Origin of the sequence: Lawsonibacter sp., from assembly GCF_022777125.1 — a bacterium.
Taxonomy (GTDB): Bacteria; Bacillota; Clostridia; order Oscillospirales; family Oscillospiraceae; genus Lawsonibacter_A; species Lawsonibacter_A hominis.
The window spans coordinates 1-23,003 of sequence record NZ_JALFGV010000061.1 but is presented as its reverse complement, the minus strand read 5'-3'; the positions used below and the strand labels follow the sequence as shown (position 1 = coordinate 23,003).

18 protein-coding genes and 1 pseudogene are annotated in these 23,003 nt (G+C 57.4%); 5 read left to right on the top strand and 14 right to left on the bottom strand.

The genetic code is table 11. The features are described 5' to 3' along the window. Positions 1–4 precede the first annotated feature (4 nt). Genes MR825_RS04985 through MR825_RS04970 form a run of 4 tightly spaced genes read right to left on the bottom strand, consistent with a single transcriptional unit; the run spans position 5 to position 4,110 of the window. The gene (locus tag MR825_RS04985; RefSeq protein WP_186908446.1) at positions 5–1,393 is read right to left on the bottom strand and encodes a Sapep family Mn(2+)-dependent dipeptidase; all 1,389 of its coding nucleotides are present in this window, start codon (positions 1,391–1,393) and stop codon (positions 5–7) included. A gap of 3 nt (positions 1,394–1,396) precedes the next feature. Next, a complete protein-coding gene (locus MR825_RS04980) occupies positions 1,397–2,464 on the bottom strand; it encodes an aminopeptidase (RefSeq protein WP_186908445.1) in 1,068 nt (355 codons plus the stop codon). Between the two features lie 42 nt (positions 2,465–2,506). After that, complete coding sequence (locus MR825_RS04975; protein WP_186908444.1) at positions 2,507–3,718, bottom strand: pyridoxal phosphate-dependent aminotransferase; 1,212 nt, start codon at positions 3,716–3,718, stop codon at positions 2,507–2,509. A gap of 14 nt (positions 3,719–3,732) precedes the next feature. Further along, positions 3,733–4,110 (bottom strand): RidA family protein, encoded by a 378-nt coding sequence (locus MR825_RS04970; protein ID WP_186908443.1) that lies wholly within the window; start codon positions 4,108–4,110, stop codon positions 3,733–3,735. A 424-nt stretch (positions 4,111–4,534) separates the two neighbouring features. Here MR825_RS04970 and MR825_RS04965 point away from each other — a divergent pair, with 424 nt between their 5' ends. Continuing rightward, positions 4,535–5,206, top strand: a complete 672-nt coding sequence (locus MR825_RS04965; protein ID WP_186908442.1) for a helix-turn-helix transcriptional regulator — start codon at positions 4,535–4,537, stop codon at positions 5,204–5,206. 398 nt (positions 5,207–5,604) lie between these two features. Here the strand turns inward: MR825_RS04965 and MR825_RS04960 are convergent, their stop codons facing one another. From MR825_RS04960 to MR825_RS04915, 10 genes are all read right to left on the bottom strand, one after another. Continuing rightward, entirely contained in the window at positions 5,605–6,624 is a 1,020-nt protein-coding gene (locus MR825_RS04960; RefSeq protein ID WP_256175968.1) for an electron transfer flavoprotein subunit alpha/FixB family protein, read from the bottom strand. A 14-nt stretch (positions 6,625–6,638) separates the two neighbouring features. Further along, a complete protein-coding gene (locus tag MR825_RS04955) occupies positions 6,639–7,442 on the bottom strand; it encodes an electron transfer flavoprotein subunit beta/FixA family protein (RefSeq protein ID WP_287879241.1) in 804 nt (267 codons plus the stop codon). Next, complete coding sequence (locus MR825_RS04950; RefSeq protein WP_287879239.1) at positions 7,439–8,500, bottom strand: FUSC family protein; 1,062 nt, start codon at positions 8,498–8,500, stop codon at positions 7,439–7,441. The genes MR825_RS04955 and MR825_RS04950 overlap by 4 nt, the downstream gene beginning before the upstream one ends. A gap of 82 nt (positions 8,501–8,582) precedes the next feature. Next, positions 8,583–9,800, bottom strand: a complete 1,218-nt coding sequence (locus MR825_RS04945) for an ethanolamine utilization protein EutH (RefSeq protein WP_186908438.1) — start codon at positions 9,798–9,800, stop codon at positions 8,583–8,585. Between the two features lie 47 nt (positions 9,801–9,847). After that, complete coding sequence (locus MR825_RS04940; protein ID WP_256175965.1) at positions 9,848–10,639, bottom strand: enoyl-CoA hydratase/isomerase family protein; 792 nt, start codon at positions 10,637–10,639, stop codon at positions 9,848–9,850. After that, a complete protein-coding gene (locus MR825_RS04935; RefSeq protein WP_287879237.1) occupies positions 10,629–12,119 on the bottom strand; it encodes a two-component system sensor histidine kinase NtrB in 1,491 nt (496 codons plus the stop codon). Before MR825_RS04935 ends, MR825_RS04940 begins: the two co-directional genes overlap by 11 nt. Positions 12,120–12,221: 102 nt before the next feature. Then, positions 12,222–13,001: an enoyl-CoA hydratase/isomerase family protein gene (locus MR825_RS04930; protein ID WP_186908435.1), complete on the bottom strand. Its 780-nt coding sequence runs from the start codon at positions 12,999–13,001 to the stop codon at positions 12,222–12,224. 20 nt (positions 13,002–13,021) lie between these two features. Next, positions 13,022–14,323, bottom strand: a complete 1,302-nt coding sequence (locus MR825_RS04925) for an acetyl-CoA hydrolase/transferase family protein (RefSeq protein ID WP_186908434.1) — start codon at positions 14,321–14,323, stop codon at positions 13,022–13,024. A gap of 20 nt (positions 14,324–14,343) precedes the next feature. Next, on the bottom strand, positions 14,344–15,753 hold the full coding sequence (locus MR825_RS04920; RefSeq protein ID WP_287879234.1) for an APC family permease: 1,410 nt from the start codon (positions 15,751–15,753) through the stop codon (positions 14,344–14,346). Between the two features lie 397 nt (positions 15,754–16,150). Beyond that, a complete protein-coding gene (locus MR825_RS04915; RefSeq protein WP_186908432.1) occupies positions 16,151–17,482 on the bottom strand; it encodes a sigma-54-dependent transcriptional regulator in 1,332 nt (443 codons plus the stop codon). Positions 17,483–17,785: 303 nt separating this feature from the next. On the opposite strand from MR825_RS04915, the gene MR825_RS04910 reads away from it, so the two are divergent. From MR825_RS04910 to MR825_RS04895, 4 genes and pseudogenes are all read left to right on the top strand, one after another. Continuing rightward, a complete protein-coding gene (locus MR825_RS04910) occupies positions 17,786–20,161 on the top strand; it encodes a 3-hydroxyacyl-CoA dehydrogenase/enoyl-CoA hydratase family protein (RefSeq protein ID WP_287879232.1) in 2,376 nt (791 codons plus the stop codon). 13 nt (positions 20,162–20,174) lie between these two features. Beyond that, complete coding sequence (locus tag MR825_RS04905) at positions 20,175–21,356, top strand: acetyl-CoA C-acyltransferase (RefSeq protein WP_186908430.1); 1,182 nt, start codon at positions 20,175–20,177, stop codon at positions 21,354–21,356. A 60-nt stretch (positions 21,357–21,416) separates the two neighbouring features. Beyond that, entirely contained in the window at positions 21,417–22,544 is a 1,128-nt protein-coding gene (locus tag MR825_RS04900; protein WP_186908429.1) for an acyl-CoA dehydrogenase family protein, read from the top strand. Between the two features lie 393 nt (positions 22,545–22,937). Continuing rightward, a pseudogene (locus MR825_RS04895) lies at positions 22,938–23,003 on the top strand (transposase); the annotation flags it as partial.

Here is a 23,003-nt window from a genome sequence, read left to right as displayed (position 1 = left end):
TCCTTTAGTCGGTCAGTTCATGAATCGCGTAGCCGTACATTATCGTGTTTTTGATAATATTCGCTCTCAGCGTCCGCTCGTTGGGGGAATGCACGGTCAGTTCCTCCTTTGGATAGACCGAACCAAAGCAAACACAGTTGGGGAAGGCCCTGGCATAGGTGCCGCCGCCGATGGCGGAGAGTACCGCCTCCTCCCCCGCCACCGTCTCATAGACGCGGCAGAGGGTCTGGATGAAGCTGCTGTCTGCCGGGACGTACAAAGGGTGCTTGAGATGCTCGCCTGCGCAGTGGTAGCCCTGGCCTGCAAAAGCGTCCTTCACCTTGGCTGCGACGTCATCCAGGGAGACGGTGACCGGGGCACGCACGTCCAGCTTGGCGGTCAGCATGCCGTCGTTCAGACTGAGCATGCCCAGGTTGGTGGTCAACTCGCCGGACACGTCGTCCGCACAGCGGATCCCCATGGCTGCGCCGTCAGGCTGTTCCCCCATCAGGCCCAGCAGTTCCCCGGCCGCGTCCCGCAGCGCCCCGGGCGCGCCCTCGCACCCGGCGATCACATGCAGCAGGCCCTGGATGGCGGACACGCCCCGGGCGGGACTGTGAGAAGGGGCGTTTCTGCCCTTGCAGCGGATGCACGTGCCTTCCCGCTCCTCGCTCACGGTAAAGCGCATGCCCTCGGGGGCGGAATAGGCGGTCACAGCCGCCTGTGCTTGGGCTGCCGTACAGGGCAGCCATGCCGCGGCCCCGGCGGGCACCAGGTTCCCGGCCTCGCCGGCCTGGATGCAGGCGCCCGCCCCCTCGATCTCCTTGGCAAAGTCTGCGCCCAAAATGCCCTTCTCCCGGTTGACTACGGTGTACATGCCGTCGGGAGAGAAGCTGTAGGCGGGAGGATCCAGGTGCTTTTTATAGTAGTCCATGCAGCCCCAGCCGGTCTCCTCGTTGGTGCCGATGATCACGCGGACCTGCTTTTTGGGTACAAAGCCCATCTGTTTTAACGCATACATGCCATACAGGCAGGAGAGCAGAGGCCCCTTATCGTCGGCTACGCCCCGTCCCTGAAGAAATCCATCTTTCTCCGTGAGGGTGAAGGGGTCGCTGTTCCACGCGGACAGGTCGCCGGGGGGCACCACATCTACATGGGAGAGGATACCGAGCACCTCGCCTTCGCCCCACTCGATGGTGCCTACGTACCCGTCGTGGTTTTTTACACAAAACCCCATCTGTGCGCCCAGGCCCAAAATATGCTCCAGAGCCTGAGCCACCGCGCTGCCGAAGGGGGCGCCCGGGGCGGGCGTTCCCTCTACGCTGGGGATGGCGATCTGCTCGTTCAGGCTTGCAAACAGTGCGTCAATGTGGGCATCGACCTGCGCGGTCAGCGCCTTTAACACCCCGTCCATGACTTAGTAACCGGCCACGCCCAGCTCGCCGCAGATGCGAACGCACTCGGGGTCGACATAGAAGCCGTTCTCCTCAATGGCCTTGCCGTCGCAGTAGATGGAGGGGTTGAGAATGATGCCGTCGGTGTGGTTGGCAGCCACCCAGCTCTTGCCGCCCAGGCCCTCGCCCTGGGTGCCCAGGCCGATCTCCACACAGCCGAAGATGCGCTCGTCCTCCTCGATGCGGCCGGTGGGCTCGGGGATACCGGGGTTGAAGCCGCAGGAGATATGCGCCACCCAATACATCTTGGGATCGTTCCAGCTGGCCATCCACTTCTGGAACAGGTGCGCCTCACGGCCGGGCCCCTCAATTTTGGTACAGACGCCCTTTTCAATGGTCAGCTTGACCGGGTTGACCTGGCGGCCGATCTCCTGGGGCGGGAACAGACCGCCGTCGAAGACGATGGTGCCGTTGATGGTCTCCTCGATGGGGCACATGGAGGTCTGGCCGGAGAGCATGACGGAGGTGCCGGGAGCGGCATAGGTGCCGGACTGGTTGCACAGACGGCCCTCGCAGGCAAAGGTCAGATCGGTTCCGCCGGGGCTGGTGATGCGCATCTGCTTGGCCTCGTTGTGCAGCACGACCAGGCGTTCGCCCAGTTCCACGATCTTCTTGTGGTCGAAACGGCCGATGACGTTGAGCATCATATTGATGTCCATCGAGGCGGCGGTGATCTGACGGGTACCGCAGTCCATGGCCTGCTTCCAGCCGCGGGTATAGAACAGCTGGTAATCATACTCGATCCACACATCAGCGGCCTTGATGGCCTCCAGCACAGGCTTAGTGGGTTCGATCATGATGGCTTGCTCCAGAGAGGCGGGGTACTGCATCACGATGGGGTAGGCGCCCATAGTCAGGGCGGCGCCGGCGGTGGCGTTGATCACGCGCTCGTCGTTGGTGGTGTCGCAGGTAATGAGAACGGTTTCGCCGGGCTTGACCATCATGATCTCCCGCAGCAGCTTTTCAGCAGCCTTCTGCAGTTCCCAATTGAGGTAGTACGGACGGCCTTCCGCCTGAGTGGTAGCTTTCATGTTGCATTCTCCTTTTCATTATTCGTTTTATTAAGAAAGATTCTAATCCTGCTCTTGGTAGGCGCGCAGCGCCTGCGCAATGCGCTGGAGCACCTGCTCCGACTCGTCGTCGCTGCCCAGGCAGCCGTTGATGATGCGCAGGCAGCCATTGCCCTGGGAACCGTAATTTTTGCCGTCGTTGACGGCCACTCCGGCCTGGCGGATGAGGTAGTCCATGATCTCGGTGGAGTCCCCCAGCTCGGATACATCGATCCAGCAGAAGAAGCCGGACTGGGGCATATCCATCTTGACTCCGGGCACCGAACCCAGAATGCGGCAGGCGTCCCGGCGGCGGCGATCGTAGTGGGCCTTATAGCCGGCCATGAAGCTGGTGTCCCGGAAGGCTGCGATGGCCGCCAGCTGGGAGGCGGTGTTGGTGGCCCCCAGTACGTTGACGGCGCCGCCGTAGTATACGTCCATAAACGTATCACAGGCCACGATGTAACCCACCCGCAGCCCGGACAGGCCCATGCCCTTGGAGATGGAGCATACCGTAACGGTCCGCTCCCACATTCCGGGCAGGCTGGCGGGGGAGACAAACTCCACATCGTCGAAGATCATATCCTCAAAGGCCTGATCCACCACTAAGATGAGATCGTGGCGGATGACAAACTCAGCCAGGGCCTCCAGGCTTTCCCTTCGAAATACGGTGGTAGTGGGGTTGTTTGGGTGGGTAATAAGCACCATCTTGGTCTTATCGGTCACACAGCGTTCGAAGGCATCCATGTCAAACTGGTAGCCGTTGGCCGCATCCAGGGGGACCGGGACCGTAACGCCGCCCATCAGCGTGGGGTTGAGAAAGTTGCTGGGATAGCTTGGGTCGGGTACCAGCACCTCATCGCCGGGGTCGAGGAAGACCGTCATGGCATAGAACAGCCCTGAATCCGAACCCGGAGTGATAATGATGTTGCGCCGGGGATCCACATCCAGATGGTTGTAGGCCTTGCACTTTTTGGCGATCTCTTCCCGCAGCTCCACAGAGCCGATGGGCATGGTATAGTGGGAAGCAATGCCGCACTGTGCCGCCTCAATGAGAGCTTCCTTCACCGTTTCGGGCACTGAGGGATCTGGATAGAAGGGGTCCGCCCATCCCATGAGTACCACCTGCCCGGCCATGGAAGCAAAGCTGTCTCCCACATCGGCCTTTGTCACCTTGGTGAACAGGCCTCCCTCTACCCCACGGAACTTTCGTGCGATCTTATCCTTACCGGCCATATCCGCACACCCGCTTACAGTGCGGCTATGGCGTCGATCTCTACCTTCGCGCCCTTGGGCAGGGCGGACACCTCCACCACAAAGCGGGCGGGCGCCCCCTCGCCGAAGAAGCTCTGATAGGCCTCGTTGATCAAGCCGAAGGAGTTCATATCCTGGATAAACAGGCCGCATTTGACGATATTTGTCTCATCACCGCCGGCGGCCTTCACCAAGGCTATGATATTCTTCATGGACTGAGCCACCTGGGCCTTGAGATCCTCGGGCATCACGCCGGTGGCTGGGTCGATGGGCAGCTGACCGGACACATACAGCGTGCCGTTCCCAATTACCGCCTGAGAATAAGGACCGATCGCCGCCGGGGCTTTGCTGCTGCTGATGATCGCTTTTTCCATTTTTGTTCTCTCCTTTGTTTGGTGAGGGGCATAAGCTGTTTTTGCAGTTTTAGTTCTTTGCTCTTGCAGTGCTGCGTTTTTGGATTTGCCGGATAATGAAAATGGACGCACTGAGCCGGGTACCTGATGCACCTTTGCCCGTTGCGTCCTGCTTCCTACATTGCTGATTATAAATGAACTTTTTTTCATTGTCAATCTTTTTCAATAAAAAAAATTAATTATTTTGGCGGCCGATTTTTCTGGTTTTTTGCATTATTGTCGTTTTATTGGAAAATATTTCACAATTGCTTGCATCCAAATTGGAATGGTGGTAAAATTTATTTTAGTTTTGGGAACGCTTTGTTGACTTCTAGACTATAAAGTTTTCTGTTTGTCACCTTTTGACTCCACTTTTTTATTTACTTGCAAAATTGGGAGGATGTTTATGGAGCAAATTGCCGTTTCACTCACACCTGCGGATCGGATGATCCTGGAGTCCTATAAGACCATGGCGGAAGGCCTGAGTGACTATCTGGGCAGCGGCTACGAGATTGTGCTGCACAGTCTGGAAAATCTGGACCGTTCAGTCATTAAGATTTTAAATGGCTATCACACCGGCCGCAGGGAGGGGGCCCCCATCACCGATCTGGCGCTGGAGATGCTGTCCCGCATTAAGGAGACGGGTGGAGACCCTCCCTATATTTCCTATTTTACAAAGAACAAACGGGACGAACCCCTCAAGTCCACCACGATCGCCATCCACGGCGAGCGCGGACGAGTTATCGGCCTGATGTGTATGAATTTTTATCTGAACACCCCCCTGGCCGATGTGATCAGTTCGCTTACGCCCCGCCAGCACCAGCCGCCGGAAAGCATCCCTGAGATATTCTCGGACAACATCGGCGATGTCATTGACGCCACGGTGCGCCAGGTCAAGGAGCAGGTCTGTGCAAACGAAAAAATTCCCGCCAATCTGAAAAACAGGGCTATCGTCTCCGAACTCTACGAAAAGGGGATCTTCAGCCTGAAGGACAGCGTGGTGCGTACGGCGGAATTGTTGAGTATCTCCAAAAATACGGTCTATCTCCACCTCCGTAATTTGACCGGGTCCAAATAGCGCGCATGTGTCGTTCCCGCATACGCCATACCCGGCGGTGCTGGAAAAGGTTGTGCGACGCTTCCCGCCAGTGGTTTTTTCTATAAGAAAAAGTCCTGCCGCTATTGCAGCGACAGGACTTTGCTTTGCCTCAATGCGGCAAAAAAGCTGTTTGGAACATACGGGCCCTACACGGTGGGCGGCGCTTTTGCGCGGCGCAAGTGTTTTCACCCAAAGGCGAAACCCTTGGCGGAGGCGGAATTTATTTCCGCCGAGCAGTTTGATCACCGAAGGACGGAGCGACAAAAGGGCGCGAAACTCCAAAAGAAAGACACGCGTTTTGCGGGCCGTTTTTTGCATGTTCAAAAGGTATATGCAGGTGAATGCCGCTGACCGGAATTTGGAGCGGAAGCCCTCGATTAATTATCGCATCCCTGGCCGCGGGCCTTCTTGATCTCATTGGTAAGGGCAGGAAGGATTTGAAAAAGATCGCCAACAACACCGTAGTCTGCAATGTCAAAGATGGGGGCATCGGGATCTTTGTTGATGGCGACGATGACGTCGGAGCTGGACATACCGGCCAAATGCTGGATGGCACCGGAGATACCGCAAGCGATGTAGAGTTTGGGACCTACGGTCTTTCCGGTCTGACCCACCTGATGGCTGTGGGGGATCCAGCCGGAGTCTACGGCGGCGCGGGAGGCACCCACAGTGGCGCCTAGGACTTTGGCCAAGGCTTGGATAGGCTCAAAACCCTCGGGCCCGCCCACGCCGCGGCCGCCAGAGACGATGATCTCCGCGCTTTCCAGGTCTACCAGCGCTCCGGCTGCCTCCTGAATGACCTTCAGAAGTTGCGTACGGATCTGCTCGGCGGGGACGTGGAGTTTTTCGCGGATAATCTCAGCCCTGAGGGCCACGGGGGCGGACTTTTTAAACACGCCGGGACGCACGGTGCCAATCTGGGGCCGGTGGTCCGGGCAGAGGATGGTGGCCATCAGGTTGCCGCCAAAGGCGGGGCGGGTCCAGGCCACGTTACCAGACTCCTCGTCAATGTCCAGGGCGGTGCAGTCTGCGGTGAGGCCGGTCTTCAGGCGGCAGGCCACCCGGGGGCCCAGATCCCGACCGTTGTTGGTGGCGCCAATGAGCATGCTTGTGGGGCCGTACTGCTCCACCAAGGTGCACAAAGCGATGGCGTAGGCGTCGGTGGTGTAGTGTTCATATTCCGGGCCGTCCACTACGATTACCTTGTCTGCTCCATGCTGCGCGGCAGCGGTTATAGCCGCGTCCGTGTGATGACCGATGACCACAGCGGTCAGAGCTCCGCCCTGTTTGGCCGCCATGGCCTTTCCGGGGGTGAGCAGTTCCAGACCCACGTTTTTGGCAGTGCCATCCCCATTGGTCTCTATAAATACCCAAAGCTCTTTCGTTTTGGCTTCCATTGCGCTTCCCTCCCTTAGATGATACTGGCCTCGCGCAGAGCCTGAAACAGCTTCTTTGCGGAGTCCTCGTTCGTTGCTTCCTGAATCTTCGTGCCGCCGCTCTTCTTTTGGGGCACAAAAGTCTTTTTTACGTGGGTGGGAGAGCCCTTCAGGCCGATGCGGGCGGCATCGATCCCCGGAAACATGGCATCGTCCAGCACCGGGATCTCTACCCGGTTGGCCGCCATTTTCCGCTTGATGGTGGGGTAGCGGGGGTCCCAAGCGGGCTTGGTGAAGGTGACCACGCAGGGGGTACGCACACCTATGAGTTCTGCTCCCTCCTCAGTCTCCTTCTTCACTATAAGCATGCTTTCCTCCGCCTCAACCTCCAGGCCGTAAGTCACCTGGGGATAGCCCAGGTGCTCGGCAAGTTCCGGCCCCACCTGGGCCGTGTCTCCGTCGATCGCCTGCTTGCCGCAGAAGATGGCATCGAACTTACCCTCCAGCGTCTCTATCTTCTTCACAGCGTTGGACAGGATGTAGCTGGTGGCCAGAGTGTCTGACCCGCCGAAGCTCCGTGCGCTCACTAAGTATGCTTTGTCCGCTGCGATGGCAAGGCACTCCTTCAGCGCCGCCACAGCCTGAGGCGGACCCATGGTGACCACCACGATCTTAGTCTCTGGGGCCTTGTCCTTGATCCGGGCTGCTGCCTCCAGTGCATAGCCATCGAACGGGTTCACAATGCTCGGTACCCCGTCCCGAATCAACGTGTTCTTCACAGGGTCGATTCGAATCTCCGTCGTGTCCGGCACCTGTTTGACACATACTAAGATATTCATTTTGTTTCCTCCTGCTGTAATTTGGTTCTGTTTTTGCCGTTTGTTTCAAAGAAGTTCCGGCCCACGGCCCCTTCCCCGCCGGTGCAGGCATTGTATTCATCAGAACGCATGAGATGGGTCTTCAGTACCGACCTGTAGGTACATAGCCCGTGCCAGAGGGTAAGCTCGTGGAAGGGAATGTTAATCGGGAGTTCCCCAAGAGCCGCAAGGCAGACCTCACGGTCTCCGGAGAGCAGCTGCAGGTGGGACTGGAATAGTGCCCTCAAAAAGCAGGCGTATCCTCCTTGGTCCTTCTGTCCCTCTGCGTTGGGCAGATTGGCCAGCAGCTCCAGCAGCGCACTACAGGAGTCGGCTTTTCCCCGGCAGAATCGGGCAAAGCGCTGACACCTGTCCTTGTCCCGTTCCAGAAAATAATCTTTTGTCATAAGACCCGCGTAATGCCGCACCTGTTCCGCCAGCCTGCGCAGATGCTCCAGCTTCTGAGAATCGACGCCCGATACCGGCTTGTGCTCCAGCAGCTCCACAAATAATGCCGTAAGAGCGCGGTCCATCTCCTGCACAGACCTGGTCAGGGCTGCGCGATGTCTTGGCGGGTACACGATAATATTCACAGCGACCCCTACTGCAATCCCTACTAGGCAGTAGAGAAGCCGTTTTACCGGATAGAAAGAATCGCCGCCGGTCATGAACTGTATCATAAGCACGGGAGAGTACAGCGTCATGTCCGGTATATCCAGTTTCCTGATTCGCCCGACCAGCAGGATAAGAAACGCGCTGACCGATAGGCCGAGGGCCAGTCGCTGTGCCTTGGGGATGCCATCAAAGCGGGCTAGGAAGAAAAACACCGGGGCTCCGATGACAATGCCGAGCAGCTGTGCCTTGATTCGCAGCAGGCCGTAGGCCAGAGCACCGTATATCGTATTGCCATATGCCATGAGAAACACCGCACTGAACACCGCGGTCAGCGGAGAGGGAAAGCCACATAGCTCAGATACCGCAGCGCTCACGTAGATCGCGATTGCCAGTTTTATTAGGGGAATCCACTCTTCTCGCGCCATCCAGTCCTCCTCTCTTCCGCGCGCAGTACTAGGGCGTACGGGTGCAAAGGCTGCGGCCGTCAGGGGCGACCATCCCTCCGGGTCAGAGTTTGGCCGCCTTGCCCAGCAGCTTGTCGGAGAGCAGGTTTGCCAGGATCAGTGCACAGATGCCGCAGGTGAGCTTGGCCACGATTACCGGCAGGATCATATCCTGATTGACGCCGGCAGTAAAGCCCAGGTGGTCACCGAAGACAAAGGCGGCGCACACGGCGAAGGAGATGTTCAGTAGCTTGCCCTTGGGGGTCATGTCCTTGACCATGTTGAATACCGGGATATTGTTGGCTAGATTGGCCACGAACCCAGCGGAGGCAGTCTCATCCACGCCCAGCAGCTTGCCGAAGGACATCAGCGGCTTGCGAAAGGTACGCTTGATCCACTCCACCATCGGGAAGGCCCCAATGAGCACTAGCGCGATGTTGCCCACGGTGATGAGGCTCTCTTTCAGGGGAGACATTCCATTGGCATCCTCAGCTACCATGATTTCCGCCAGGGGGAAGCGGATGCCGGTCTGGTACTGGAACACAGCGACAACGGTGCAGACGGTGATGACGGCAGTGACCACTGCGCCGAATTTGTCGAAGCCGTTCATCATGGCTTCCGGTTTGAACCATAGCCCGATGGCGATCAGAACCGCGATGATCGTGACGGGGATAATGTTTTGAATGAGGGCCAGCAGGTTCAGCGAATAGGGCGTCAGGCCCATAGCCAGCCCGCCGGTCAGACAGCCCAGAGGAACCGTGACCAAGCCGCACAGTATACCACAGGCCAGGATGGAGCGGTCCTTCTTCGGAACAATGGACAGGGCTACAGGAATATCAAAGAGGATGATGCACCCCATGGTGGTTCCTACAATCAGTCCGGCAAAATTGCCGATGGCCTGGTCGGAGCCAGCCAGCGACATGGCCAGAGAGTAGCCGCCCATGTCGCTGGCCAGCAGCGTGGTGGCAAAGACGGCGGGCGAGGCGCCGAAGAGAGCGTAGATGGGGGTAATGATGGGCTGGAGGATCATACACAGCACCGGAGCGGCGGCGATGACGCCCACCATGGCAACGGCCAGGGGGCCCATGGCATGGAAGCCCTCGTCAAAAGCGGCGCCATAGCCCTTCCGATTGCCGCGGATCTTGTCCACCGCGCCCACGACCATAAAGATCATCATGATCAGGATGATGGCGGAGTTGAAGGAAAAATGAGAGAGATAGCTGTGTAAACTCTCTGAAAAAGCCGCCGTATCGGTGACGGCGGAGATCAGTTCATCAAACATGAAGCAGATTCCTCCTCATAAAAGGCATCCGGGACAGGGCATCGCCACTAGGTCCCGTTGAACTGGGGAGAACGCTTTTCCACAAAAGCCCGTACGCCCTCCCTGTAGTCGTGGGTGTCCGCGCAGGAGTTCATTGTCGTCTCCTCCACCTGATGGAGGTAACGGTCGTAGTCGTGGAACGCGGCGCCATAGACCTGCTTTTTGATGTTGGTATAGGCGAAGAGCGGCCCGGCGGCCAACTTGCGGGCCAAGGCCATGGTGCGCTCCTCCAGTTCCTCTCTGGGACAGATCTCGTGGACCAGCCCCAGCCGGAGGGCCTCCTCCGCGGGGACAGGACGACCGGTAATGCACATCTCAAGGGCCCGCTGAGCGCCGATGCTTCGGCTGAGCAGATAGGGACCGCCGGTGTCCGGTACCAGAGCGATGCCCACAAACGCCTGGATAAACCGGGCGTTTTCCGAACAGACCACAAAGTCTCCGGACAGGGCCAGGTTGGCCCCGGCTCCGGCGGCGGAGCCACTGACCGCGCAGATAACCAGCTTGTTCAGCTGCTTCATGGCCAGGGCCAGTTTGCCTACCAAAACGACCAGCTCGGAGGATTCAACAACTCCCCGCTGGATATTGTCGTAAAGATAGCGGATGTCCCCGCCGGCAGAGAAGGCTCTGACACCGCCCTTGAGCACGACGACCTTGACCTCTGAACTCCGGTCGCACTGGTAAAGACGCTCCAGCAGTTCTTTGGCCATATCCACATCGATGGCGTTGAGGTTTTCTGGACAGTCCATTGTGATGGTGGCCACTCCCGCCTCACAGTGAAAGGCTGTTTTCTTATATTCCATGGCATTCTTCTCCTTCCGCTGGCAGAGGCTCCGGCAGCGGGAACGTTACCGTTACCGTTGTGCCGATGTTCTGCTCGGATGTTATAGATACGATAGCTTTACTCTGGTCGAATACTCGCTTGGCCACAAAAAGACCCAGGCCGGAGCCGCCATTCCTCGCTTTCGTGGAATAATAAGGCTTAAACAGATGATCAATCTTCTCCGGCGGGATGCCGCAGCCAGTGTCCTGAATGGAGACCTGGGCTGTGCGGGGCAGTCGGCGGCTGCAGACCCGAATCGTTCCGCTGGTTTGAATGGCCTCCACGGAGTTGATCAGCACATTGAGAAACGCTTGCTGCAGACCGCCGTTGTCTGCGATCAGTGTGGGGATGGACGGGTCCAAAGCCACGTCCATATCGATCTGCTTGCCGTTTTTCTGCCGATTGATGATGCGCACGCAGTTGTCGAGCACATCGTTCAGATTCATAGCCGACGGCTTGCGGGAGACACTGATATTGCCGAAGGAGAGCATCTGCTCGATGACGTTGTTGATGCGGCCGCTCTCATGGAGAATAATGTTGAGCAACTCCTGATGCTCCGGCGACAGGCCGCCATTGCGCAACAGAGCGCCGGCGCAGCCGTTAATGTTCATCAGGGGATTTTTTACATCATGAGCCAGTCCGGCAGAAATTTGACCTAGAAGGCTGAACTGCTTGCTCTGCTGCAACTCGTGCTCCATGGAACGCAGACTGGTTACGTCGTTTCCCACCAGCACCCCCCCGACCAGATGACCCTTGCTGTTCCGCAGGGGCGACAGGGTGGCATTGACGATGCGGTCGGTGTTCGGAAAGAGGACTATGTCCCCCAGAAGCTGGCGCTGACCAAGCTGTGTTATCCGCTGAAAGCACTCGCTAAAAGCGTCGCGGCAGGCGGGGTTGATACAGGTCAGGAAATTCCGGCTCAATAGAGTGTTTACCCCAATGCCAAACATGTGGCGGATGTTTCCATTGCAGCTGACTACCTTTCCGGTCAGGTCCAAGACCACGATGGCGCTCTCAATGCTGTCTACGATGTTTTCCGATAGGTCCCGCTCCTGGATGGACTCGTTGTTCAGCAGGGTATAGGCGTACTTCAACTCGGAACAAATCTGCAGCCACTCCAGATTTGCCGGGCTGATATCTTCTCCTTTGCGGCAATACAAGGCGAAAACGCTGTAGCTGGCATCCCGGCGGATGGGGATCTTGCGGAAGTAGCAGTCCTCCATCTGAAAGAGCTGCATCCCATCGTCGCAGGTCAGCTCGTGGCCGTACTGATCCAGAAAGCGTTGGGGAATATCTCCCGCGGCCCCGGTCTCGTCCCGCTGGGCGTCGATATAAATTGCGCCCTGGTTGGTTTTGGTACAGATGGCGACCCAGTCCAACTGACATAGGCGGTACATCCCCATAGCGTGGTTCTCTTTCAATGTGACTTCGGCGCGGCAGCTGGGATCGTGAAACAGCATAGGTGCTCATCTCCTGTCCGTCTGAGGCGGAGTATAGCTTCATCTATAAAAGGGAACCCGCCCCGGACACGAAGACGTCTGGGGCAGGTCCCGAATACGGGCTTATCTGCCGTGATAGACTGGGGGACGCTTCTCCAGGAAGGCGCGCAGGGCCTCCTTATAGTCTTCCGACTCTAGAGACTGCATCGTCTTGTCCCCGTCGAAGGCCACCAGATCAGCAATGTGAGCGGGGGGATAGATGTTGTTCAGGGATTCCTTCATGCACTTGACGGTGAAGGGCGGCAGGGAGATGATGCGTTTGGCCAACTTCATGGCAGTTTCCAGCAGTTGATCCTGGGGGACGATATCCATGACCATGTTGTAGTCCTTGGCCTGCTGGGCTGTGAGCAGATTGCCGGTCAGGGCCATGTAGCGGACTACCTTGGGCGGAAGAGAGTGGCTGGCTTCGGGCCCGCCGCCGATGATGCCCACGGTGACCTCGGTGATGCCGAATTTAGCCTCGGGGGCGGCTAGGACGATATCGGAGTAGGTGGCGATGCAGAAGCCGGCTCCCACAGCGGTGCTGTGGACACAGGTAATAACAGGTACCTTGCACTTGATTACAGAGGTCAGGCCCTTTTCCACCATATCGCCGTAAGGAATCTCGTGGGTGTCTTCGGCGCCGCTCTGAGCGGTCTCGTCCAATTCGTTCAGGTCGTTTCCGGCGCAGAAGAGTTTGTTCTTGGCCTGGAAGATGACACACCAGATTTCAGGATCCTGAGCCACCAGTTCGAAGACCTCGAAAATCTCGCTGTAGGCCTGATAGTTCAGGGCGTTAACCGGGGGACGGTCCAGGGTAATAATGCCGATGTGGCCCTCTTTCTTCAAAGACAGGTATTCCATAGTGCTTCTCCTTTCTTATTTTACCAAAGTTTATACTGCTCTGCACCCGCGCGCAGCATGTCACGGAAGTCGGGATGGGCGATGTTGATCAGGTTTTCCACACGGCCGGAGACGGGGACGCCTCTCATTTTAGCAATACCGTACTCGGTGACGATATAGTCGATGTCATTGCGGCTGATGGAGACGATGGAGCCGGGGGTAAGTATGGGCTGGATGGTAGAGATCGTGCCCTTCTTAGCAGTGGAGCGGATAGCGATGATGGCCTTTCCGCCCTTGGCGTGGTTGGCGCCAATGGCAAAGTCTGCCGCGCCGCCGGTGCCGGTATACTGGATGGGACCCATGCTCTCAGAACAGATCTGACCCATCATGTCCACCTGGATGGCGGAGTTGATGGAGATCATGTTGTCGTTCTGCGCGATGACATAGGGGTCGTTGGTGTAGGAGCCCCGCATGAGCCAGACGGCGGGGTTCTGGTCGATAAAGTCGTACAGTTCCTGGGAGCCCAGGGCAAAGTTCCCGATGATCTTTCCCCGGTGGAGGGTCTTTTTTTTGCCGTTGACAACGCCGGCCTCAGCCAACTTAGCCATGCTGCTGGTGATCATCTCGGTGTGAATTCCAAGGTCGTTTTTCTCCATGAAGTACAGAGCGGCAGCGTTGGGGATGTTGCCGATACCCAGTTGGATAGTGGCTCCGTCGGGCACCAGGTCGGCTACGTATTTGCCGATCTTCATATCCACCTCACCGGGGGCACCCTCCTCAAAAGCCACGATGGGCTCGTTGCTCTCATAGAGGTAGTCCACATCGGAAATATGAATCTCCACGTCGCCGTTGGTCTGGGGCAGATTGGGGTTGACCTCCAGAATGATCATCTTGGCCATCTCGGCGGCCTCCTGCTCGGCGATGACGCTCAGAGACATGCGGAAGTAGCCCTGGTCATCCATGGGAGAGACCATACAGACAAAGATGTCAATCCCGGTCTCCTCCAATCCGGCCCGGGCGAAGCCAGTGCTCAGATGGGCGGGCATGAACCAGGTGTTCCTGGTGTCGTGCATGGCCCGAGTATAATCATCGGAGAAGCCTGTACAGGGGATGATATGGCCCTTGCAGGCGGGATCCATCACGAAGGGATAGGGACGGTAGACGCCGGCATGGCGCAGAACCACGTTCTCCACCCGCGGTGCAATGGTGTGGAGTTTGCTCATAAAGGCGGCAGGCTCCAGGCCGTTGTAGGAGGTCCAGATCATGTCCCCGGACTTGACCATGGAGAGCGCCTGTTCCACGCTGATTTTCTTCTTGCTGTATTCTTCACGATGCGGGTTCATTTTTTTACCTCCCTTTGTCATTACTCTGTTTCGATATCGTTGAGACCCAAGAGTTGACGGCGTTCCTCCAGGGAACTCTTGTTCTTCCGATTCCAGACTTGATCGATGATGAGGGCGAAGATTACATACACAGCCAAAACACCCCATTCGATGGGCATCAGACCCGAGGGAGAGAAGGGGAGATACAGGCACGTAAATGCCAGACAGCACAGGAGAGAGATCCAGCCAATCAGTTTGGGATGCTTGACCCGGTAGGGGCGAGGCAAATCGGGACGGATCTTTTGTAGACGCAAGAAGCATACCGAGGTCAGTACCCACTCCAGCACCACGTTCAGAGACAGCGCGTCCGCCAGAATGCCGAAAATGGTCATGTTCGCGCCCATGAAGACCATAAGGCTGCTGAGGATGAACAGGAATAAGATGCTCTTATAAGGAGTATTAAATTTGGGATGTATATCAGAGAAGATTCCGGGCAGAAATTTGGCCCGGCCCAGGCCCACTAACAGACGGCTGCCAGCCACATAGGCGGAATTCCAGGTAGTGAGCATACCCAGAAGAGCGGCAATCGCCACAAAAGTGCGGGCCACGATGGAACCGTTGAAAAGGACGGTGACCGCATCGAGCACCGCCAGACCGGCACCAGAGCGAACCTCCAGCGGGGCGGCAAAGCCCAGGCCCAGGACGATCATCAGATAGAAGATAGCGGCGGCCCAAATGGTAATGATGACCACACGACCCACCATCTTGTGGGGCACCTTGCCCTCCTCTGCGGCCTGGGGAATGGCATTAAAGCCGGACATGAAGCCTGGCAGCATCAGCAACACGGTGAAGACGGCCTGGGGTGTGGTGAACAACGGCTCCATGTTGGCGGGCTCACCGAGGGCGATGCCGCTGACGCAGAAGAATACGGCGGCGGCCAGCAAGAGATAGACCGCCCACTTCTGGACAGTGCCGGAGATGGAAGCGCCCAGGATATTGATGACGGCAAATATACCGTTGATACCGATGGAGACGAGGATGTAGGACAGATAAACGGTTTCACCGGCAAACTGGTACAGCGGAACCACCTGGGGAACGGTAAAGCCGATGGTGGTGAGGATGACAGGGATGCCGATGGCCTCCACCGCCAGCAAGCCGACCCAGCTCAGCAGACACATCCATTGGGCGACTCGGGCGGCTCCCAGGCCGAGGGCTTCGATACTGAAGATGACCTCGCCGCCTGCCTTGGGGTAGGTGGAAGACAGCTCTGCGTAGACCAAGCCCACGAAGCTGCATAAAATGGCCACAATGACGAAGGCCAGAACGCCGCCCATGGTTCCGCCCAGACTTCCCCACATGCCGCTGTAGATGACCCAGGACCAGCCGACAACGCATCCAAGACCGAGGGCTAACAACGCTTTCCAGTCAAAGGATTTCTGCAGTGTTGACATAATATTAAGCTCCTTTCTGTGGGGCGGCTCACCGCCCGTACCTAGACCGCCTGAATGCGGTCCCCTCTCGCTTTCCTGCCTCTGCAGGGGTGACCGGCTTGCGGTGCCGGTCTGTGTGTACCTCTGTGGGAAACGATGCGCCGGACTGCCTTACGTCAGACAAAAAAGCAAATCCGATGCCAAACCTGCGAAAGGGCGCTTTTGTCGAAAAATGGAGCCGGTGCCGGTATCGCGCGGGAAAGCGTGCCGCTAAGGTTGTGCAATTTTGGTACATGTGGAGCAATAGAAACGGCATATTTTGCACAAACGTATGGGGTTGTCGGTAGAAAAGCGCAGGATTGGAAACGGCTCCGCGGACCACTTTGTGGTCTGCGGAGCCGTAATTCTATTGATAAAGTCATTTGTTCAGGTGGTATTTCGCCAGCTTGTACTGCAGAGACCGACGGGAGATGCCCAACTCCTGGGCGGTATGCTCCCGGTGGCCTCCGTGCTTTTCCAGGGCGGCCAGAATGGCCATAATCTCCTGATTTTCCAGAGAGAGGGGGGAGGCGCAGGCGCTATGTCCCCCGGCGCAGGAGGTAATCTTTTTCGGCAGGTCCGAGGCGTGGAGGTGGCGCCCGTCGGACAGAACCACGGCGCTCTCCAGCGTGTTTTCCAGCTCCCGCACATTACCCGGCCAGTCATAGGCCATCAGCACATCGAAGATATCGTCGTCCACCCTCTCAAGGGCGACCCCCGTTTTTTCCATGTGGGAGCGGATGAAGGTGCGCGCCAACTCGGGGATGTCCTCCCGGTGGTTGCGCAGGGGCGGACACTCGATACACACGATGCTCAGGCGGTAGTAGAGGTCCGCCCGGAAGGTGCCGTCGGCCACCGACTGCTCTAGATTTTCATTGGTGGCGGCCACGATTCGGGCCTCGATGGGGATATCCTGGGTACCGCCCAAGCGGGTAAAGCGCCGCTCCTGAAGTGCCACCAGCAGCTTGGCCTGGAGCTCGGGCGAGAGAGTGCCGATCTCATCCAGAAAGAGGGTGCCCTGCCCCGCAAGCTCTAATTTGCCCTTCTTCTGGGCGGTTGCGCCGGTAAACGCCCCTTTTTCGTAGCCGAACAGCTCGCTCTCAATCAAATTATGGGGGAGAGAGGCGCAGTCGATGTGGGTGAAGGGCAGACTGCGGCGGTCCGAGGTCAGATGGAGGTATTTGGCCACCACACCCTTGCCGGTGCCGCTCTCTCCCGTGATAAGTACGGTGGTGTTGCGGTTGCGTATCTTCTCCACAGTGGTACGGATCTGCACTATGGCGGCGCTTTTCCCAATCAGCGTGGGCGTCTGGACAGCGTGGGGACGCCCCAGCTGAGCCATCCGTTGGCGGACCCTTCGGATTTGCTCCACCTTTTCCACCAGATCGGGAGGATCAAAGGGCTTGGTGATATAGTCGTCAGCCTGCATCTTCATGGCGGTCACCGCCCCGTCGATGGAGCCGTAGGCAGTCATCATAACGACAATCATGGGTAGGCCCTGCTGACGGATGGCCCGAAGCACCTGCAGGCCATCACAGACCGGCATGCTGATATCCAGCACGGCAGCATCATACCGTACATTCTGCAGTAGGGTGAGGGCCATATTTCCGTCGTTCGCCAGATCTACCAGAAAGGCGGCACGTTCAAATTCTAATTTCAACAGCTTGCGAATTGTTGGTTCGTCATCCGCAATCAGTATCCGAGGTCTCATAAAGCGCCTATCTCCCCCCTCTTTGTGTTTGTTTTGCGCCAAGTATAGTTATTGTAACACGCCAACTTCCCGTATACAAGGCATAACAGGTTTATCCAATTTTTTCATAAGTTTTGGACAGGGGCGGAAGCGGATCTGCCGGCAGAGCACAGTATACGGAAAATGGCTGGCCGTCTGAAAATTGGCATGCCGTTTGCATATTTTCTGTGCCAGGAGTCCCTTTCAACCTCAGCACACCGGTTCTGCCTTACATCGGAATCGTATCTCTAAGGAGTCGTTTAAACTTGCAAAGGAGTGAACAGGATGGACTGCATCAATAAAACAACGTCCTTCAGCATCCAAAAGGCGGCCGTAATCGGAGCCGGCACCATGGGTGCGGGTATCGCGGCCTTGGTCGCAGACGCCGGTATTCCCGTCATCCTTTTAGACATCGTTCCCCCAAAGCTGACTGAGGAGGACGTGATCAAGGGAGTGGATACCAAAAGCCGCACATTCCGCGACCGCTTTGCCCAAGGCGGCAAGGAACGGGTATGCGACCCCAAGCGGGGCACCATCTATGACCCGGAGCACGCAACTCTGATTACGGTGGGCAACTTGGAGGACGACTTGGAACTTCTGAGGGACTGTGATTGGGTGGTGGAGGTCATCATCGAGGATCTGAAGGCCAAGCAAGACCTGCTGGAGAAGATACGTACCTATCTCAAGCCTGGCGCGTTCATCAGCAGCAATACCTCGGGTGTCTCTATCACCGGCATCGCTCAGGGACTGCCCCGGGAGATGCGCAAGCAGTTCCTGGGTACCCATTTCTTTAATCCACCCCGGTATATGCACCTACTGGAACTGATCCCCGGCCAGGAGACCTGCCCGGACCGCATGGCTTTTATGAAGGAGTTTGGCGAGCGGGTGCTGGGCAAGGGCGTGGTGGTGGCCAAGGACACACCCAACTTCATCGGCAACCGCATCGGCGTATATAAGAGCGTACAGACCTTCCAGCTCATGCTCAAGTACGGCTATGACGTCGAGACCGTGGACTATCTGACTGGCCCGGTGGTAGGGCGTCCCCGTAGCGCCAGCTTTGGCACCACAGATATGGTGGGTTTGGACATCCTCTATCATGTGGCGGGGAACGTCCGGGAAAAGCTGCTGGAGGCCGGCAATACCGAGGAAGCGAGTGCCTTTGAGCTTCCCCAATTTATCCATGAGATGTACCAAAACCGTCAACTGGGAAACAAGACCAAGGGCGGCTTCTACATGAAGGCATCCGACCCAAGCGGGAAAAAGGTCAAGCTGGTGTGGGATCCGGAACGGAAGGAGTATGTGCCCAAGAAGGGTGTGAAGATCCCCATTGTGGAGGAGGCCCTCAAGGGCCGGAATACTCGGGAACGGCTGAACAAGCTTCTCTGGGATGACAGCGACGCAGGACGGTTCACTTGGGAGAGTACCAAAGGCTTTCTGCTCTATAGCGCGGAAAAGGCCGAGGAAATCGCATGGAACTATCAGGACATCGACAAAGCTATGAAGTGGGGCTACAACTGGGAGCTGGGTCCCTTCGAGACCTGGGATGTCATCGGTGTGGAGCGCTCGGTACAGCGGATGCGGGACGAGGGCGCTGCCATCCCCCGGTGGATTGAGGAACGCCTCGGACGGGGAGAGACATCCTTCTACAATATCGACCCGCTGGACCGGCGGCTCTCCGCTCAGTACCCCACAGTGAAGGAGTACGGCGACTCCGCCCTGCTGGACCTAGACGACGGGGTGCTCTGCCTGGAGATAAGGACCAAGGGAAATGCCATCAACGAGTCTTTTATGGAGCATCTGCTGGACGCGCTGGACCTGGTGGAACAGACCCCGGCGTATCGTGCCTTGGTGCTGGCCAATGCGGGAACGAACTTCCTCACGGGAGCGGACCTGACCCAATTTCTCAAGAACGCCGAGGCGGGCAACTATCAGGCACTGGAGGAGTCCCCCAGAAGGTTCCACAAGGTGAGCCTGCGGCTCAAATACGCTCAAAAGCCCGTGATTGCCGCGGTGGCGGGCAAGGTATTGGGCGGCGGCCTGGAGTTTGCCCTCCACTGCTCCCGGGTAGTGGCCCATGCCGAGAGCTATATGGGGCTGGTAGAAGTCGGGGTAGGTATCATCCCTGGCGGCGGCGGTGTAAAGGAATATCTCTACCGTTGCATGGAGAAGGTGGAGCCTTTCGGTTTCCCAGACCTGAATCCCGTGGTTCAGAAGGTGTGGAAGACCATTGCCACCGCCACAGTGTCCAAAAACGCCTTTGACGCACGACATATGTGTTTCCTGCGGGACTCCGACCGCATCGTGATGAACCGCGATCAGCTGGTAGAAGAGGCTAAGAAGGAGGCTTTGCGCATGAGCGTGGACGGCTTCCACCAGACGGCCCCCAAGCCCGTCAAGGTTACCGGCATCAGCGGAAGGGCCGCATTGGATTATATGATTTCTACCATGCGCAAGGGCAACATGATCAGCGATTACGATGTGGAGGTGGTCTCTGCTCTGGCGAGGGTGGTTACCGGCGGTGACGTTCCCAAGGGTACTCTGGTAAGCGAGAGAGAGTTGCTGGATCTGGAAGCCGAGGGCAATGCTAAGTTGATCGTGACCAAGCAGGCGCTGGAGCGGGTCCGGGCCATCCTGACCACCGGCAAACCGCTCAGGAATTAAGGGGGTACGTGAAATGAAAGATGCAGTAATCGTGGCCCTGGGCCGCTCAGCCATCGGCAAGGCCCCCAAGGGCGTGTTCCGCCTCTCCCGCCCCGAGGATATAGGCGCACAGGTGCTCTCCGGCGTACTGAAGCAGGTCCCGCAGTTGGATGCCCGGCATATTGATGACGTGATCGTGGGCTGCGCTTTCCCAGAAGCGGAGCAGGGCATGAACCTGGCGAAGATCGTGATATCCAAGGCTATCCCCGGGGTGGATATCCCTGGCCAGACCGTAAACCGATTTTGCTCTTCCGGTCTGCAAACCATTGCCACCGCTGCCAATGCCATCATGGCGGGACAGGCCGAGGTGATAATTGCCGGCGGCATCGAGCTGATGAGCACTATTCCCATGGGCGGCAACATCGTCGCCCCCAATCCGGATCTGATCCAGTCTCAGCCGGACGCTTACACTGCTATGGGCATCACTGCCGAAAATGTAGCGGAACAGTACGGTGTGACCCGCCGGATGCAGGATGAATTTTCCATGGAGTCCCACCGACGGGCCAACGCCGCCCGGACGGAAGGGAAATTTGCCCAGGAAATTATTCCTGTAGAGGCGGTCACCACTTATGTAGACGAGACAGGGCACACCCGTATGGGGCTGCGAACCGTGGCGGAGGACGAGGGTATCCGTCCTCAGACCACGATGGAGAGTTTGGGCAAACTGCACACCGTGTTTAAGCTGGGCGGAACCGTGACTCCCGGCAACTCCTCTCAGACCAGCGACGGTGCGGCTTTTGTTATACTCATGTCTGGAGAGAAAGCTGCGGAGCTGGGGGTAAGGCCCATTGCGAAATTTATCAGCTTCGCCGTAGCGGGGGTGCCCTCTGAGCTGATGGGGATCGGCCCCATTGCAGCCATCCCCAAAGCGCTGAAGATCGCCGGGCTCCGCCAGGAGGATATGGATATCATTGAACTTAACGAGGCATTCGCCGCCCAGTCTCTCGCCTGCATTAACACCCTGGGATTGGATCAGAAGAAGGTCAACGTTAACGGCGGCGCCATCGCTATGGGCCACCCACTGGGGTGCACCGGCTCCCTGCTGACGGTTAAAGTGATACGGGAGCTGCAGCGCCGTGACGGACGCTACGGTATGGTTAGCATGTGTATCGGCGGCGGTATGGGTGCCGCAGGCGTGTTTGAGCGGCTGCCCTGAGGGCTGACGGAACGCCAAACTACCATCAAACGGAGCGCCTGAGGGCGCGGGAGGTTATTTATGAGTTTGTACACAGAAAATCAACTGAGCCTGAAGAGCATGGTGGCCGACTTCATGAAAAAAGAAGTTGTACCCATTATGGCGGAGTACGATCGCAAAGGCGAGGTGCCCATGGAAGCGGTTCGCAAGGGCTTCGAGATAGGCCTGCATCTGCTGGAACTCCCCGAGGCGTACGGCGGCATTGGACTGAGCTATGAAGACTACTGCATCGTGCAGGAGGAACTTTCCTCCTATGAGGCGGGCTTCAGCACTACCTTCGGAGCATCAGATCTAGCGGTCAAGGCAGTGATGAACGCGGGAAGCGAAGAGCAGAAGCAGTACTTCGGCGACTTCATTGCCCAAGGGCACCTGGGAGCCTTCTGCCTCACAGAGCCCCAGGCTGGTTCCGACGCCGCCGCCGTGCGCACCACGGCTGTACGGGACGGTGACGACTACATTTTGAACGGTACCAAGTGCTTTATCACCAACGGCGGCATTGCCGACATCTTCGTTGTCATTGCTGTGACCGATAAAAGCAAGGGCGTCAAGGGACTGTCTGCCTTCATCGTGGAGCGATCCAGGGGTGTGAAGAGCGGCAAGGAAGAGGACAAATTCGGCATACGCTTGTCCAACACCACGGACGTGATCTTTGAGGATGTACGGATTCCGTCCAAGAACCTGCTGGGTCAGGAGGGCCGCGGCTTTATCACAGCCATGAAGGTGCTGGAGCGAGGCCGGGTCAACTGTGCCGCCGGCGCGGTGGGCATCATGCGCCACGCCATTGAGCTGGCTGCCGATTACGCTAAGACCCGGGTTACTTTTGGTAAACCTATCGCGGCCAACCAGGGCATCCAGTTCATGCTGGCAGATATGAAGATTGCCGAGGAAAGCGCCCGGCAGCTGATGCTGTATGCCGCCCGTCTGTGTGATGCAGGGGAAAATTTCCAGATAGCCGCCTCTGCCGCCAAGGCCTACGCCGGTGACTGTGCTATGAAGGTCACTACGGACGCGGTGCAGATATTCGGTGGGTACGGCTATAGCCGGGAGTACCCGGTGGAAAAGCTGATGCGCGACGCAAAAATCTTCCAAATATATGAGGGAACCAACCAGATTCAGCGTTCCGTCATCGCTGGGGCTATGCTGAAATAAGAGTATAGTCACTTGCAGGACCGAATCTGGCACCTATTCTATGGGTGATCCGGTCTTGTCCCTATAGAGTAATGCCTAACTCCCGCGAAGGTGGTTGATCGTGCTCGATATAACTCGATTTCGGACAGCATCTAAAGGGAGAACGTTTGGACATAAGTCACAGCCGCCAGTATCAAATAAAAATAGACAACAACTAAAAACAACATGATTTTAAGGCCCAGTTCAGTCCTGTACTGAACTGGGTTCTTATGTGCTGGGCGGCATCGGTCGCCCATGATTGAAGTGATGGACGTAGGGGTGCAACCGTGCAGGAATCTCTGGAGGGATATCATAGAAGTGCAGAGAGTAAACACCCAAAAGTGATAGAATAAGAAATACAGGAAGGTGTTTACGATGCGCAAATATGATAAGGAATTCAAAGAGGAAGCAGTCAAGCTGTCCGATGAAGTCGGCGTGAAG

What these genes read in the sequence shown, in the direction of transcription:
- MR825_RS04975 (WP_186908444.1), bottom strand. Translation starts at nt 3,718, where the DNA reads ATGGCCGGTAAGGATAAGATCGCACGAAAGTTCCGTGGGGTAGAGGGA.
- MR825_RS04915 (WP_186908432.1), bottom strand. Translation starts at nt 17,482, where the DNA reads ATGAGACCTCGGATACTGATTGCGGATGACGAACCAACAATTCGCAAG.
- MR825_RS04905 (WP_186908430.1), top strand. Translation starts at nt 20,175, where the DNA reads ATGAAAGATGCAGTAATCGTGGCCCTGGGCCGCTCAGCCATCGGCAAG.
- MR825_RS04970 (WP_186908443.1), bottom strand. Translation starts at nt 4,110, where the DNA reads ATGGAAAAAGCGATCATCAGCAGCAGCAAAGCCCCGGCGGCGATCGGT.
- MR825_RS04910 (WP_287879232.1), top strand. Translation starts at nt 17,786, where the DNA reads ATGGACTGCATCAATAAAACAACGTCCTTCAGCATCCAAAAGGCGGCC.
- MR825_RS04960 (WP_256175968.1), bottom strand. Translation starts at nt 6,624, where the DNA reads ATGGAAGCCAAAACGAAAGAGCTTTGGGTATTTATAGAGACCAATGGG.
- MR825_RS04955 (WP_287879241.1), bottom strand. Translation starts at nt 7,442, where the DNA reads ATGAATATCTTAGTATGTGTCAAACAGGTGCCGGACACGACGGAGATT.
- MR825_RS04930 (WP_186908435.1), bottom strand. Translation starts at nt 13,001, where the DNA reads ATGGAATACCTGTCTTTGAAGAAAGAGGGCCACATCGGCATTATTACC.
- MR825_RS04950 (WP_287879239.1), bottom strand. Translation starts at nt 8,500, where the DNA reads ATGGCGCGAGAAGAGTGGATTCCCCTAATAAAACTGGCAATCGCGATC.
- MR825_RS04985 (WP_186908446.1), bottom strand. Translation starts at nt 1,393, where the DNA reads ATGGACGGGGTGTTAAAGGCGCTGACCGCGCAGGTCGATGCCCACATT.
- MR825_RS04940 (WP_256175965.1), bottom strand. Translation starts at nt 10,639, where the DNA reads ATGGAATATAAGAAAACAGCCTTTCACTGTGAGGCGGGAGTGGCCACC.
- MR825_RS04980 (WP_186908445.1), bottom strand. Translation starts at nt 2,464, where the DNA reads ATGAAAGCTACCACTCAGGCGGAAGGCCGTCCGTACTACCTCAATTGG.
- MR825_RS04925 (WP_186908434.1), bottom strand. Translation starts at nt 14,323, where the DNA reads ATGAACCCGCATCGTGAAGAATACAGCAAGAAGAAAATCAGCGTGGAA.
- MR825_RS04900 (WP_186908429.1), top strand. Translation starts at nt 21,417, where the DNA reads ATGAGTTTGTACACAGAAAATCAACTGAGCCTGAAGAGCATGGTGGCC.
- MR825_RS04965 (WP_186908442.1), top strand. Translation starts at nt 4,535, where the DNA reads ATGGAGCAAATTGCCGTTTCACTCACACCTGCGGATCGGATGATCCTG.
- MR825_RS04935 (WP_287879237.1), bottom strand. Translation starts at nt 12,119, where the DNA reads ATGCTGTTTCACGATCCCAGCTGCCGCGCCGAAGTCACATTGAAAGAG.
- MR825_RS04945 (WP_186908438.1), bottom strand. Translation starts at nt 9,800, where the DNA reads ATGTTTGATGAACTGATCTCCGCCGTCACCGATACGGCGGCTTTTTCA.
- MR825_RS04920 (WP_287879234.1), bottom strand. Translation starts at nt 15,753, where the DNA reads ATGTCAACACTGCAGAAATCCTTTGACTGGAAAGCGTTGTTAGCCCTC.